The sequence below is a fragment of the Ruegeria sp. AM7 genome, from assembly GCF_056535965.1.
In genome coordinates this window covers 1,802,883-1,817,148 of record NZ_JBQFJE010000003.1, presented here as the reverse complement: position 1 = coordinate 1,817,148, position 14,266 = coordinate 1,802,883, and the positions used below count along the sequence as shown (strand labels likewise).

At 58.9% G+C, this 14,266-nt stretch carries 10 protein-coding genes; 7 read left to right on the top strand and 3 right to left on the bottom strand.

Annotated features, from left to right (window positions below; genetic code table 11):
- Positions 1-450: 450 nt before the first annotated feature.
- Positions 451-900: a hypothetical protein gene (locus ACR3EG_RS12985; protein WP_480496293.1), complete on the bottom strand. Its 450-nt coding sequence runs from the start codon at positions 898-900 to the stop codon at positions 451-453.
- Here ACR3EG_RS12985 and ACR3EG_RS12980 point away from each other — a divergent pair.
- A complete protein-coding gene (locus ACR3EG_RS12980) occupies positions 899-2,347 on the top strand; it encodes a TrkH family potassium uptake protein (RefSeq protein WP_170750632.1) in 1,449 nt (482 codons plus the stop codon). The two genes, ACR3EG_RS12985 and ACR3EG_RS12980, sit on opposite strands and share 2 nt — an antisense overlap.
- Positions 2,347-3,921 (top strand): thiamine pyrophosphate-binding protein, encoded by a 1,575-nt coding sequence (locus ACR3EG_RS12975; RefSeq protein WP_480496291.1) that lies wholly within the window; start codon positions 2,347-2,349, stop codon positions 3,919-3,921. Before ACR3EG_RS12980 ends, ACR3EG_RS12975 begins: the two co-directional genes overlap by 1 nt.
- Positions 3,922-3,968: 47 nt before the next feature.
- Here ACR3EG_RS12975 and ACR3EG_RS12970 read toward each other — a convergent pair whose 3' ends face one another.
- On the bottom strand, positions 3,969-5,702 hold the full coding sequence (locus ACR3EG_RS12970; RefSeq protein ID WP_480496289.1) for a serine protease: 1,734 nt from the start codon (positions 5,700-5,702) through the stop codon (positions 3,969-3,971).
- Between the two features lie 203 nt (positions 5,703-5,905).
- Here ACR3EG_RS12970 and ACR3EG_RS12965 point away from each other — a divergent pair, with 203 nt between their 5' ends.
- Complete coding sequence (locus ACR3EG_RS12965; protein ID WP_480496287.1) at positions 5,906-6,835, top strand: glycine--tRNA ligase subunit alpha; 930 nt, start codon at positions 5,906-5,908, stop codon at positions 6,833-6,835.
- 8 nt (positions 6,836-6,843) lie between these two features.
- Here ACR3EG_RS12965 and ACR3EG_RS12960 read toward each other — a convergent pair whose 3' ends face one another.
- Positions 6,844-7,476 carry a MarC family protein gene (locus tag ACR3EG_RS12960; protein ID WP_480496285.1) on the bottom strand — a complete coding sequence of 211 codons (633 nt, stop codon included), beginning with the start codon at positions 7,474-7,476 and terminating at the stop codon, positions 6,844-6,846.
- A 78-nt stretch (positions 7,477-7,554) separates the two neighbouring features.
- Here ACR3EG_RS12960 and ACR3EG_RS12955 point away from each other — a divergent pair, with 78 nt between their 5' ends.
- From ACR3EG_RS12955 to ACR3EG_RS12940, 4 genes are all read left to right on the top strand, one after another.
- Positions 7,555-8,076 carry a DUF6446 family protein gene (locus ACR3EG_RS12955; RefSeq protein WP_480496283.1) on the top strand — a complete coding sequence of 174 codons (522 nt, stop codon included), beginning with the start codon at positions 7,555-7,557 and terminating at the stop codon, positions 8,074-8,076.
- A 4-nt stretch (positions 8,077-8,080) separates the two neighbouring features.
- Positions 8,081-9,295 carry a sodium/glutamate symporter gene (gene gltS, locus ACR3EG_RS12950; RefSeq protein ID WP_480496281.1) on the top strand — a complete coding sequence of 405 codons (1,215 nt, stop codon included), beginning with the start codon at positions 8,081-8,083 and terminating at the stop codon, positions 9,293-9,295.
- Positions 9,296-9,304: 9 nt separating this feature from the next.
- A complete protein-coding gene (gene glyS / locus ACR3EG_RS12945) occupies positions 9,305-11,503 on the top strand; it encodes a glycine--tRNA ligase subunit beta (RefSeq protein ID WP_480496279.1) in 2,199 nt (732 codons plus the stop codon).
- A gap of 64 nt (positions 11,504-11,567) precedes the next feature.
- A complete protein-coding gene (locus tag ACR3EG_RS12940; RefSeq protein ID WP_480496277.1) occupies positions 11,568-14,108 on the top strand; it encodes a putative PEP-binding protein in 2,541 nt (846 codons plus the stop codon).
- Positions 14,109-14,266 lie beyond the last annotated feature (158 nt).

The following is a 14,266-nucleotide window of genomic DNA, read 5'->3' as shown; positions in this document are numbered from 1 at the left end:
GACACGTGCAACGCCTGAATCTGAGCGACACCGAAGGGTGCCCGAAACATCGCGGCGTCTCTGGCTTCTTACCGTCATGCAGGCTGCGTCGTTTTCAGAGGAGTAACTACGTATGAATCCGATTACCCAGCCGCTGGAATTTCAGGCTGCCGCCATTCGGATGGCGGGCTATGCGGTCAGCAACCAGATGAAAATCATGCACATTCTGGCGTGCTCGGCGATGGAGCTTCCTTTCGTTCCCGTTCAAGCTTTGCATGCGTCTTCATCGGTGCCCGCACCTGTTGCGCCGAAACCTGTGACCAAGACCACAGCACCAGCTTCCAAGGCAACTGCAGCTCCGGTTGCTAAGCCGAAACCGGCTGCAAAGGCCAAACCCGCAGCGAAGGCAGCGACCGAATCACCGAAACGTGTTGTCTCAAAACCGGCCCCTGCCAAGGCGGTGAAACCCGCTCAGACACCGGCCAAGCCTGCGGTTGCGAAAACAGCTGCAGCTAAGGCTCCTTCCGCCGCCAGACCTGTGACGAAATCTGTTGCGCCAAAATCTGCGACAGCGAAACCGGCGGCTACCAAGCCTGCGGCTGCGGCATCCAAGCCGGCCGCGCCTAAAACAACAGCCAAAGCAGCACCGGCCAAATCGACTCCGGTTAAAGCCCCGGCGCCCAAAACGGCCCCGACCAAAGCGGCGCCAACAAAGCCGACTCCGGCCAAAGTAGCCCCCAAAGCTGCGGCGCCGAAATCCGTGGCCGCAAAACCCGCTGCTGAGAAACCTGCGCCTGCTGCGCGCCGGCCTCGTGCCCCTTCGAAGCCGCCTGCGATGCCGGCTGCTGCCAATAAATCCGAAAAGTAAATCGGGGCATCCGCTTGACACAGTCGTGCAGGCGCGCCAACGCTGCGCCTCATGACGGATATACGCCCGGTTGGATATGTGATTGGCCTATTGGTCGCCATTCTTGGGGCGACCATGGTGCTGCCTTTGATCGCGGACCTGATTGAAGGGCGCGACGAATGGCATGTTTTCCTTGAAAGTGGGATCATTACGGTCCTGACCGGCGTTATTCTGGCGATGAGCTGCTCGAACGGTGTGGGCGAAGGTCTGACGATCCGTCAGACCTTTTTGCTGACAACAGGGGTTTGGGTCGCGCTGCCGTTCTTTGGTGCCATCCCATTTTTGTTTGGGGCGACCGAGCTTCGTTTCGTCGATGCTTATTTTGAGGCGATGTCGGGGCTGACGACCACCGGCTCGACCGTGATCACGGGGTTGGATGCTCTGCCGCAGGGATTGCTTTTGTGGCGCGGCGTCCTGCAATGGCTGGGTGGCATCGGGATTATCGTTGTGGCCATGGTGTTTTTGCCCGAGCTCCGGGTGGGCGGGATGCAGATTTTCCGCTCGGAAGGGTTTGAGACCATGGGGAAAATCCTGCCTCGCGCGCAAGAAATCGCAGGGCAGATATCGCTGATTTATGTGTTTCTGACCTTTGTCTGCGTTTTGGTCTACGCCGGTTTTGGAATGAGCTTTTTTGACGCCGTTGTGCATTCGATGACAACGATCGCAACTGGCGGGTTCTCGAACTATGATGCGTCCTTTGCAACATTTTCCGGGCCTACCGAATACGCAGCATCGGTATTCATGATTTTGGCAGCACTGCCGTTTGTGCGCTATGTCCAGCTGGCGAACGGCAATACAAGCTCATTGTGGAAAGACAGCCAGATCCGCACGTTTCTTGCGACCATTCTGGTGCTGGTCGCTGTGATGACGGTCTTTCTGCTTTTGGTCTTTCCGCATCATTGGGAACAGGCATTTCGCGAGTCGTTGTTTAACATCACCTCCATTATCTCGGGAACCGGATACGCCAGCGTCAACTACATGACATGGGGCAGCTTTCCGGTGATGGTGTTCTTTCTGATCGGTCTGATCGGGGGTTGTGCGGGTTCGACAGCCTGTTCGATCAAAGTCTTCCGCTATCAGTTGCTATTTGCATCCATCAAAACACAGATTCGCCGGATCCGGTCTCCGCACGGGGTCTTTATGCCTTTATATGATGGGCGCCCCATCAGTACCGATGTTCTGACCTCGGTCATGAGCTTTTTCATGTTCTTTGTGCTGTCGATGGGCGTTCTGGCTTGGGCCCTTGCATTGACCGGGTTGGACTTTATCACCTCGGTTTCAGGTGCTGCGACTGCATTGGCGAATGTTGGACCGGGTTTGGGGGACCAGATCGGCCCGGCGGGTAATTTTGCTGGGCTCAGCGATACGGCCAAGTGGCTGCTGTCCATCGGGATGTTAGTTGGGCGGCTTGAGCTGCTGGCCGTTTACGCCCTGTTCACTGTTCAATTCTGGAGAAGCTGATGAAAAGACCCCTCGGCGCGCAAATCTCGCATATGCTTCGGGATCGCGGTGTGGATGTGATTTTTGGCATTCCCGGTGTGCACAACCAGGAAATGTATCGTGGGATCGAAGAAGCAGGCATAACTCATGTTCTGGCCCGGCACGAGCAAGGCGCGGGCTTTATGGCTGACGGATATGCCCGTGCAACAGGCAAGCCGGGGGTGGCCTATGTGATAACCGGGCCGGGCTTGTGCAACATCATGACACCGATGGGGCAGGGGTATTCGGATTCTGTTCCGATGCTGGTTCTGTCCTCATGTCTGGACGAGACCGAGGCGTCAAAGGGCCAGTTGCATCAGATGAAGGACCAGCGTGGGGCCGCCGATACGGTTGCGGATTGGTCGGTGCAGGCAAATTCGGCCCAAGCCGCTTACGGGCTGGTCGAGCGCGCCTTTGAGGAATTCGAACTGTCGCGCCCGCGTCCCAAGCATATTCAGGTGCCGATCAAACAGCTTGAGGCCGAAGCAGATCCGGCCCCGTTTCCTAACCAGCCGGGGCTGCGCACCAAAGCCGCGCCGCCGGACGTCGCGTCGGTTTTGTCGATGTTGAACATCGCCCGTAGGCCCTTGTTCATCCTTGGGGGCGGGGCGCGGTCCAACCTGTGGCGGCAGATCCTGACCCAACTGGGGGCAGCCTGTTTCACCACCTATGCGGGGCGTGGCATGGCCGGGTTGAACTATGCGCTTGATTTTGGTGCCTATCTGCCCCGACCCAGCAGCGCCGAGGTCATTGCCTCGGCCGATCTGGTTGTCGTGGTTGGGGCCGAGCTGGGCGAGGTCGATCTGTGGCGCGACGATCTGGGGCATTCTGGCAATCTAGTGCGCGTCGACCTTGACCCTGCTGTCTTGTCCGACCGCCACCGTGCGGCGGTCAAATTGCAAGCAGATGGGGAAAGTTTTGCCCATGCACTTTGGGCGGCGATCGACCAAGTGAAAACGGCAACTGGCTGGACCGAGGATGAAGTGGCGCAAGCCCGCGCGAAGTGGCGGATCGAAGTGGACGCCGAACGCCCCGGCATTGTCCCCGTGCTGGACGCGCTGCGCGAGGCGATGCCGGTCGAGACAATGATCTATTCGGATATGACCCAGCTTGCCTATGTGGGCAAAGAGGTCTGGGATATGACCTTCCCTTACCATTGGCACCACCCCACCGGGTTTGGGACGCTGGGCTATGCCCTTCCCGCCGGGATCGGAGGCGCAGTGGCACGGCGCGGCAAACCTACGTCGGTACTCGCAGGAGATTACGGGTTTCATTACACGATGATGGAGCTGGGTGTCGCAGTCGAACTTGGCCTGTCTCTTCCCATTATCCTTTGGGACAATGGCAAGCTGAGAGAGATCGAAGACAGCATGGTCCGCAGCCAGTTCGCGCCGAATGCGGTCGTGGCGCGGAACCCCGACTTTTGCAAGCTGGCCGAAGCCTTCGGTGCCCGGTCCGCAGAGCCAGTCAGTCTTGAAGACATGCAGACTGCTGTCCGCGCTGCTTTTGATGCGCAAGGCCCTACGCTGATCCGGATCACGCCAGATATTTTGTAACTAAAAACGCCGCCTCTAAAGGCGGCGTTGAATTGATTGAGGCGGGATCAGTCCCAACAGTGAACCAGCACCGTCATTCCGGTTGCTCGACGGTTCAGCTCATTAGGTGTGACCTGAGAGGACGGTTGACCGGATACGCCGGATACGCCCGCTTTGTCCAAAATCTGGTTCAGGCTGGATACCGTCGCCGCCAGACTGACCGAAGCGGGCAGGGTGCGACCGTCGGATGGGGTCGGCAACAACATACCAACCACTTGACCGTTCCCGTCGAATACAGGGCCTCCGGCGTCACCGGGCTGAGCCGCGAGGGCTAGGCGCTTCACGCCTTCTTCCCCGTTCAGCCCGCGCACATCGGCGATCTGGCCGAAAGTCAGCGTGGGCGCGCCCAATGCGCCTTGGTACGAAAAGCCAGACACTGCTACTTCAGCCTGAATACGGGGGGCGATTGCGCTGAATTCAGCAACGCTCAGCGGGGCCAATGCGCTGCGCGGTTGCAGAACTGCGATACCTAGGTCGGAATCCCGCCAGGCGACCTGAAGTTCCTGATCTCCGTCCAGCGTCACGCGGGCGCAGCTGTCTGCCGCCTCGGCCACAGTAAGTACGGTGCCATTGGTGTCGGCAAAGAACCCGGACCGTGACAGGCGAGGCTTGCGTATCTGAAGGCCAGACACAAGATCGATCCGCTGTTCAGCATCTGCGCCAGCCGCGGCGTCGAGAACGGCGTTGTTCGTTGCAAAGCTGGCTTTCATCGCGGCCAGTACCCGCATCCGCCGGGCGTCATCTCCATCAGGCCAAACCAGCGTGAAGCCCTTGATCTGCCCATTGTCCAGACGCGCCTCGGTATAAGAAACGACGCCGTTTCCACGCCCTTCTAGGGTAAAGCCATTGCCACTTAGTTGACGCGGCCCATCCAAAGGGACGATCTCTAGCGACTGCATGACTTCGTACAAAGCGCGCAGCGTGTTCTTGTCGCCGGTCTGGCTGATCAGCAGCGCCTTTGCGCCCAGATCGGTACTGTTCGTGAAATGCACGAATGGCGCCTCGTAGCGGTCAAACGAGACCACGCCTAACGGCAGATCCAGATCAATCCCCGCCTTCATATCCGAATGGCGCGCCATCCCGACGTTGATCAAAGGTGCGTTATAGGCGTCCATCAGGGCTGCGCGTTGTGTCGTGGTTAGAACGCCCGTCGCCTCGAAACCATTGAAACGCTGCCAATCGGCCATCGAACGCCGGGTGCCTTGCCCGAATGCGCCGTCGATTGTTGCGTTGTAGAAACCGGCGGCCTGCAAAGCGGTCTGCAGATTCCTGCGTTCCTGAGCCGTCAGACGGCGCTCTGATTGCAATGCCTGTGACCGTGTTTCGTCCGAGGCTTGCGGCGTCAGCCCGGCCACGGGCTGATCGGGCTGTTGTTCGACTGGTGGCGCTACAGTTTCCGGTTCTGACAGGGCCGCATCGGTGGGCCAGAACTGCTGCCCCAGAACGTTCGAGAACGTGATGTAGCTGTCCGCGGGGATTTGCCCTTCGGACCGGTAAACACTTAGAACCTGCTCGGCGTCGCCGCGCAAATAAGGTCCAATTACAATGGCATACCATCCAGAATTCAAGCGAAAGCCGTTCACATCAGGTAATACTTCTGCGTACGCCCGCGCGCGCTCTTGTGCTGCGGCCAAAGTCGGGCGGGCTTCAACCTGAACCCAGACCCCAGTGTCTTGTTGCGCGTATGAGGCGCGAAGGCCGAAGAGAATTAGAAACAGAATTGCCGTAAATATGCGTGTCATTGTCTGCCCATGTCCGCAGTGTTTTTCTGCGCCGCAGACTACGCGATCAGGGGTGTGGATTGCCATGCCCCGAATACGGGGAATTTACAGTGTGGCCGCTCAGTGACAGGCGAGACCACTTGTGCCGTTGACGCCCCCCGGCCCCTTGCATAGGAAAGGAAAAACCCACCGGAACCGGCGCCCAAGCGTCCAAAGGGAATGTCATGACCGATCAGTCCAGTACACTTCGTTCTTTTCAAGAGATTATTCTGCGGCTTCAGACCTATTGGGCCTCGAAAGGCTGCGCGATCCTGCAGCCCTACGATATGGAGGTCGGTGCCGGCACCTTCCATCCGGCGACCACATTGCGCGCCTTGGGGTCCAAAGCTTGGGCAGCGGCCTACGTTCAACCTTCGCGCCGCCCGACCGACGGGCGATATGGAGAGAACCCCAATCGATTGCAGCACTACTATCAGTATCAGGTGTTGATCAAACCTAGCCCACCGGACCTGCAAGAGCTGTATCTGGGTTCGCTTGAGGCGATCGGGATCGACATGGAGCTGCACGACATCCGTTTTGTCGAGGATGACTGGGAAAGTCCCACGTTGGGCGCATGGGGGCTGGGCTGGGAGGTTTGGTGCGACGGTATGGAAGTCAGCCAGTTCACCTATTTCCAACAGGTCGGCGGCCATGATTGCGCGCCTGTCTCGGGTGAGCTGACCTATGGGTTGGAGCGTCTGGCAATGTATGTGTTGGGCATCGACCATGTAATGGACATGCCGTTCAACGATCCGCAGTCGCCCAGCCCGTTGAAATATGGCGATATCTTCAAACAGACCGAGGAAGAATACGCCCGCTGGAATTTTGACGTTGCCAATACCGAGGTCCTGCTGCGCCACTTTGAAGAGGCCGAGGCAGAATGCGCCACTATTCTGGCGCAAGAGCATGATGATCCAAAGACCGGCAAGCGCATCGTGATGGCGCACCCAGCCTACGATCAGTGCATCAAGGCCAGCCATATCTTCAACCTGCTGGACGCGCGCGGGGTGATTTCGGTCACGGAGCGGCAGGCCTATATCGGGCGCGTCCGGGCATTGGCCAAGCAATGCGCCGATGCGTTTGTCATGACCGAGGCTGCCGGGTACGAGGCCTGATGCCGGGCTCAGGCCAACCCGGGCAGCAACACCTTCAGGCCATCGGCGATCATGCTGATGGCGATAGCCGACAGGATCATACCCATAAAGCGGCTCATGATGACGCGTGCGTTGCTGGACAGGTGTTTAGCCAGTGCCGAGGCGTTCCAGAAGGTAATGAACAACAGAAACACCACCACCAGAAAGACGCCCGAATAGATCATTGCGTCCACGGGCTTCGCGATGTGATGGGCATAGAGGATAAGCGTGGTGATCGTGCCCGGCCCAACCAGAATGGGGAAGGCCAGCGGGTAGAAGGCCACGGTGTCGGGTTCGGGGTAGGACTGCTTTTCATCCTCGGTCCCATGATGGGTCGTGCTTTGGTTGCCGCTCAGCATGTTGAGGCCGATCATCAGAACGACCAGCCCACCCGCGACGCGCAGGTCATCGACCGAAATGCCAAACAATCCCAACGCCTGATTGCCGATGGCAGCAAAAGCTCCGCCCAGGATCAGGCAATAGACCGCGACCTTCGCGGCCACTTTGCGTTGGTCAGAGGGCGTCAACCCTTCGGTCACACTCAGAAAAACTGGCAGGTTGGTGATCGGGTTCATAATTGCGAACAATGCGCCGAAGAATCCGACGGCAAGGGTGGAGTCCATGCGATAAGCCTCGTATCAACCTGTTGTGGTTCGGACCCTGTCCGATTTCCTGAGCGTTTGAAAGAGGCTGCGTAAGCGATGACCGGAAAACTGCTTGCTCTTCTGTTGCTTGGCTCGGCCGTTTTGGCCGGGGCGGGGATGTACTACCTTCAGGTTTACGGGTTTTATTACTCGGTCGAGCCCCAACCCGGCCAGGATGTCAGTCTGGTATCTGAGGGCTCTGATCAGGCCGAACCCATCGCGTATTCTGGGTTTCAGGCGATTGATGCTGACAGCTCGCCAATCCGGTATCGCGCCTGCTTTGAAACCAGCCTGACCTTCGCGGACTTGGCGGCGTTTGCTCCAGTGGATAACGCCGAGCCCTTGACCGCGCCGGGTTGGTTCGACTGCTATGACGCCGTCGCCATCGCCGAGGCGCTGGAGGCTGGGCAGGCGCAGGCATTTATGGGGCAGAAGAACATTCATTATGGCGTGGACCGGATCGTCGCTATCACGCAGGACGGTAAGGGGTATGTCTGGCACGCGCTGAACAATTGCGGTGAAAAAGCCTATGACGGGACGGTCGTAGGCGAGGAATGCCCGCCGCGCCCGCAGGAGTGATGCAATGATCCAGCAGATGTTGCAAGTTCCCGACTTTCTGACAGCTACGATGGGGTTTGCCGTTTATCTGATCGGGGCCGAGATCAACGCCCGTGTGGCGGTGCTTCGGCAGTTCAACATCCCCGAGCCCGTGACCGGAGGGTTGCTGGCGTCGGTCTTTCTGTTGGCGCTGTATCTGGTCTTCGGCATCGAGATGTCATTCGGACTGGCTGCGCGCGATTTCCTGTTAGTTGTGTTCTTTGCCGGAATTGGGCTGAACGCCAGACTTTCTGATTTAATTGATGGCGGTAAGCCGCTGTTTTTGCTTTTGATTCTTACGCTGATCACAATAATTCTGCAAAACGGAATCGGCGCTGTTGGCGCAGCGATCTTCGGCTATCCGGTACAGGCTGGAGTCTTGTTCGGGTCGGCGGCATTGATTGGCGGGCATGGGACTGCCATCGCCTGGGCACCCGAGGTTGGCGCAGTGACCGGTTTGGAAGGTGCAACTGAACTGGGTGTTGCCGTGGCTACTCTGGGTCTTGTTCTGGCAGCTTTGGTCGGCGGTCCGATCGCGCGATTTCTGGTCGAGGGCAAGAACCTGACACCAGAACGTCCCGACGAAGAACATACGGTCGGTTTGCCCGACAAACCCACCGAGGCAGAGGCAAAGGTGGATCACCTGACCATCATGCGGGTGATGCTGTATCTGAACATCGCGATCGTTGCGGGGTACTTCCTGCACCAGGCGATCAGTGCGGCGGGGCTCAAGCTGCCTTTGTTCGTCCCCTGTCTGATCATGGGTATCGTCATTGCCAACTTACGCTCGGCGCTGTTTCCAAACGCGAATCCTGTTGCGCGTACGCCTTCGCTTGCTTTGCTTTCGGAATTCTCGCTGGGTGCGTTTCTGGCAATGTCATTGATGAGCCTGCAGCTATGGACGATCGCTGAGCTGGGGCTTGCCATTGTAGTGATCATGACGGCGCAGACACTTCTGGCCGTTGTGTTTGTAATCTGGGTGCTGTTTCCGGTCATGGGCGGCAACTACCGGGCAGCTGTTCTGGCCGCCGGGTTCGGCGGGTTTGCCCTGGGTGCGACCCCCACCGCTATCGCGAATATGACCGCTGTCACCAAGCGATATGGCCCTTCGCCTATTGCCTTTATCGTGCTGCCCCTTGTATCCGCCTTCTTTGTGGATATTGCCAATGCCATCGTCATCCAGACGATCGTGAACTTCTAAGGACCGACCATGCCTGACCTGCTGATCGAACTGTTTTCCGAGGAAATCCCCGCCCGCATGCAAACCCGTGCCGGCGAAGACCTGAAAAAGCGGATCACCGATGGTCTGGTCGAGGCCGGTCTGACCTATGCCGGGGCTGCCGCTCTAACCACGCCGCGCCGCCTGACGCTGGCGATCGAGGGCCTGCTGGCGGAAAGCCCCACCATCCGCGAAGAACGCAAAGGTCCCAAGGTCGGCGCGCCCGACAAAGCGATCGAAGGCTTCCTGCGCGGTGCGGGACTGACGCGCGATCAGTTGGAAGAGCGCGAAACGCCAAAAGGCGCGGTTTATTTCGCCACCATCGAAAAAGCGGGCCGTCCAGCGTCCGAGATCGTGGCCGACGTGCTGGAGGCCACCATCCGTAACTTCCCCTGGCCCAAGTCGATGCGTTGGGGCAGCGGTCCGTTGCGCTGGGTTCGCCCTTTGCATTCAATCCTGTGCATCCTGTCGGATGAGACGGGCGCGCAGGTCGTACCGCTTGAGGTCGAGGGGATCAAATCCGGGGATACCACGGGGGGGCACCGTTTCATGGCCCCGGATCGGTTCTCGGCCACGTCCTTCGAAGACTACGCTGCCAAACTGAAACGCGCCTTTGTGGAACTAAACCCCGCGGATCGGGCCGAACATATCTGGAACGACGCACAGAACATGGCCTTTGCCGCCGGTCTGGAAGTTGTCGAGGACAAGGGCCTGCTGGCCGAGGTTGCGGGTCTGGTCGAATGGCCAGTGGTGCTAATGGGCAAGATCGACGACGAATTCCTGGACCTGCCGCCCGAGGTGCTTCAAACCTCGATGAAAGAGCATCAGAAGTTCTTTTCGGTGAAGAACCCCAAGACCGGTCGGATCGAACAATTCATAACCGTCGCCAACCGCGAGACCGCCGACAATGGCGCGACCATTCTGGCAGGGAACCAAAAGGTGCTGTCCGCCCGGCTGGCAGATGCTAAATTTTTCTGGGAGAACGACCTGCGCATTGTCAAATCCGACGGGTTCGAGCCGTGGGTCGAGAAACTGAACTCGGTGACCTTCCACGCAGAATTGGGCTCGCAGGGTGAGCGGGTTCTGCGCATCGCCGCGCTGGCGCATGAACTGGCCTCTGCGACCGGTGCAACGCCAGCCTTGGCGATGATGGCGGCGCAAGGATGCAAGGCGGACCTATCATCCGAGATGGTGTTCGAATTCCCCGAACTGCAGGGCCTGATGGGCCGTTATTATGCTGATGCCGCCGAACTGCCTGCGGAAGTAGGGCAGGCAAGTCAGGAACATTACTCGCCGCTGGGCCCGTCGGATGATGTGCCGACCGCGCCGGTTTCCGTGGCTGTGGCGCTGGCCGACAAGCTGGACACGCTGACCGGATTCTGGGCGATTGACGAAAAGCCCACTGGCTCGAAAGACCCGTTTGCGCTGCGCCGTGCGGCGCTTGGGGTGATCCGGTTGATCCTGACCAACAATCTGCGCCTTTCGCTGAATGACACCTTCGCATCAGCATTGGGAAGCCTACTGAAACTGCCCGAATGGCAGGCAGCACTGCTGGAAGCCAAGGCGAAGCAAGCCAAGGTCGAGGATGCCGAGGCTGCCGCGCAAGAGGTTCACGGGCTGGCACATCAGGTCGAAGCTGCGACTGCGATTGTCACTAATGCTCCGGCGGACTTGCTGTCCTTCTTCCATGACCGCCTTAAGGTGTTCCTGCGTGATGAAGGCATCCGCCACGACATCATCGACGCCTGTATCGCGATGGACGGCAATGATGACCTCAACCTGTTGGTCAAGCGCGCTCGTGCTTTGAACGCAGTGATCGCAACCGAGGATGGTGAGAATCTTGTTCAGGGCTTCAAGCGCGCCAACAACATTCTGACTCAGGCCGAGGAAAAAGACGGGGTCGAATATTCCTATGGTGCCGACGTGAAATTCGCCGAGACCGACAGCGAAAAGGCGCTGTTCGCGGCGCTGGATGCTGCGCAAGGCCAGATCGAAGCCGCGCAAAAATCCGAGGATTTCCCCGCTGCCATGACCGCCATGGCCGGACTGCGCGGTCCGGTGGATGCGTTTTTCGAGGATGTTCAGGTCAATACCGACAATGACATCCTGCGGCGCAACCGCCTGAACCTGCTCAGCCAGATCCGACAGGTTTGCGCGCGCGTGGCGGACCTCAGCAAGATCGAAGGCTAAGCCAGATGGCCCTTGCGCCATTGGTGCAGGGGCTTATGCTGCGGTCAAACCAAAAGGTGCCGCAGTGCAGAATAACCCGCATACCACGCTGATCACATCCACCGCGCCTGTCACCACGGCGTCGCATGGTGGCCGCGCGAAATGTCTACAACGGCTTGTCCGTCTGGAATTACCGGTGCCGCGCACAGTGGCGTTATCCTTTGATGCTGTTCAGGCAATCGCCAAGGGACAGGTCCCTGATATCGACGCTATTCTTGAGCAGTTCGACCAATCGACACTGTTGTGCGTGCGACCCAGCTCCGAGGACCCTGATTGGGGCGGTCCAGGTGCGATCCTGAATATCGGAATGAATGATGCGCGATATGTGGACCTGTCGGATTCGATGGGCGTCGAGGCTGCGGCCGCCCTGTATCTGCGTTTCGTGCAAAGCTACGCGGTTCACGTCGCGCGGTTGGATGCAGACGTGTTCGACGATATCGACGCCGATGGGCGCGAAGGTCTGCAACAATCGCTGCGTGCCTACGAAGATGAAACGGACGAAACCTTTCCGCAGGATCGCGGCGAGCAACTTGTCGCCGTTTTACGGTCGATGGCACGAGCATGGGATGGGACTTCGGCACGCCTTCTGCGACAGGCTAAAGGTGCGCCTGTGGATGCCGGATTGGGCCTTGTCATTCAGGAGATGATACCGGGTGTCGGTCAGGGTGAGTGTGGCTCGGGTGTTTTGCAATTGGTGGAGCCTACGACCGGGATGCCTCAGCTGACCGGGCGATACCTGAGCCAGAGCCAGGGCCGTGATGCGTTGGGCGAGGGTGTTGCCGCGCTCTATCTGGAAAAGGATCCGCGCGGTAAGTCGCTCGAGGAAGTGGCGCCCGAAGCCTTTGCGGAGCTCAAGGCGCATGCCGCGCTGATGCGGATCAAGCTGCGCGAGGAAATGCAGGTCGAATTCGTAATCGAAAACGGCCATGTCCACATTTTGGACGGTGTTCGCGTGCAACGCAGCGCGCGGGCCGCGATGCGGATTGCGGTGCGACTGGCCGAAGACGGTATCATTCCACCGCAAGAGGCGGTGATGCGGGTTGATCCGCATTCGCTGAATGAATTGCTGCACCGTCAGGTCCACCCCGAGGCGAAGCGAGATGTTCTGACGACCGGAATCGCCGCCAGCCCCGGTGCCGCGACTGGCAAGATAGTGTTTACCGCCGCCGAAGCGCAGGCCAGCGCTGCACGGGGCGAGCCGTGTATTCTGGTGCGACGCGAAACCGCGCCCGAGGATGTACGCGGGATGCACGCGGCCGTCGCGGTTCTGACTGAAAAAGGCGGGATGACCAGCCACGCCGCCGTAATTGGTCGGGGTCTGGGTCTGCCTTGTATTGTCGGTGCGTCCGAGATGCGTTTTCAAACCAAGAAACGGATGTTGACCGCACCTGACGGACGTGTGTTCAAAACCGGAGATACGCTGACTATCGATGGCAGTTCGGGGCAAGTCCTTGCTGGGAAACCTGCGATGCTGGAAGCGGCGTTGGATGATTGTTTTCAGACACTTATGGCCTGGGCCGACGCTGAACGCGACATTGCCATTCGCGCGAACGCCGATACGCCTGCCGACGCGCAGACGGCGCGGAACTTTTTGGCGCAGGGCATTGGGCTGTGCCGGACCGAGCATATGTTCTTTGATCCCGGCCGCCTGATTGTCATGCGCGAGATGATTTTTGCGCAAACCTCATCGGGTCGCGAGGCGGTTCTGGAACGTCTATTGCCGATGCAGCGCGAGGATTTTGTCGAACTGTTCCGCATCATGGAAGGGCAGCCCGTCTGTATCCGCCTGTTCGACCCGCCTTTGCATGAATTCCTGCCCACCACACGCGGCGGTCAACGCGAATTGGCCGAAGCGCTGGACCTCCCGGTCTCGGATGTTGAACGTCGCGTGGCGGCGATGACGGAATACAACCCCATGTTGGGGCTGCGCGGTGTCCGCTTGGGTGTCACTGTACCCGAGATTTATGACATGCAGGCCCGCGCGATCTTTGAAGCGACGATCGAAGCCAGCAAAAACGGCGAACCCGTCGTGCCCGAGGTGATGATCCCGCTGGTTTCCGCGAAACGCGAAGTCGAGCTGGTCAAATCGCGGATCGACTCTGTTGCGGCTTCGGTTGCGGCCGAGCGTGGGCAGGAGTTCGAATACAGGTTGGGTGTGATGGTCGAAACACCGCGCGCCTGCCTGCGCGCAGATGAGATCGCTCCACAGACCTCGTTCCTGAGTTTCGGAACCAACGATCTGACCCAGATGACCTACGGGTTGTCGCGCGATGACGCGGGGCGGTTTATGTCCGCCTATGTCCGGCAAGGTGTCTTTGCCGAAGATCCGTTCCATGTATTGGATGCGGACGGTGTTGGGGAACTGCTCAAGCTCGGGGCCGAGAGGGGACGGCAATCGCAACCTAACGTGACCTTGTCTGTGTGCGGTGAACACGGTGGAAACCCCGAATCAATCGCCGTTTGTCGAGATCTGGGATTCGACTATGTCTCATGTTCTCCCTTCAGGGTGCCTGTGGCTCGGCTGGCTGCCGCTCAACTGGCGATTTCGTCCAGACTTGGGGGTTGACAGCCCTCTGAAACCCCAAGAATAGTAGGAAACAACAAGCATCGCCGTGGGTTATTTTTGACGTAACGGCGATTTTCCACTTGCTTTTTCGACAAAACTGGACGTTTCCGATTCAATTCGGTATGAGCCTCGTCGCGCCCGCCGGGGGAGGGTTTGGC

Coding starts and splice junctions, on each gene's coding strand:
- ACR3EG_RS12965 (WP_480496287.1), top strand. CDS start 5,906: ATGACCGATCAGTCCAGTACACTTCGTTCTTTTCAAGAGATTATTCTG.
- gltS (WP_480496281.1), top strand. CDS start 8,081: ATGATCCAGCAGATGTTGCAAGTTCCCGACTTTCTGACAGCTACGATG.
- ACR3EG_RS12970 (WP_480496289.1), bottom strand. CDS start 5,702: ATGACACGCATATTTACGGCAATTCTGTTTCTAATTCTCTTCGGCCTT.
- glyS (WP_480496279.1), top strand. CDS start 9,305: ATGCCTGACCTGCTGATCGAACTGTTTTCCGAGGAAATCCCCGCCCGC.
- ACR3EG_RS12975 (WP_480496291.1), top strand. CDS start 2,347: ATGAAAAGACCCCTCGGCGCGCAAATCTCGCATATGCTTCGGGATCGC.
- ACR3EG_RS12985 (WP_480496293.1), bottom strand. CDS start 900: ATGAGGCGCAGCGTTGGCGCGCCTGCACGACTGTGTCAAGCGGATGCC.
- ACR3EG_RS12980 (WP_170750632.1), top strand. CDS start 899: ATGACGGATATACGCCCGGTTGGATATGTGATTGGCCTATTGGTCGCC.
- ACR3EG_RS12960 (WP_480496285.1), bottom strand. CDS start 7,476: ATGGACTCCACCCTTGCCGTCGGATTCTTCGGCGCATTGTTCGCAATT.
- ACR3EG_RS12955 (WP_480496283.1), top strand. CDS start 7,555: ATGACCGGAAAACTGCTTGCTCTTCTGTTGCTTGGCTCGGCCGTTTTG.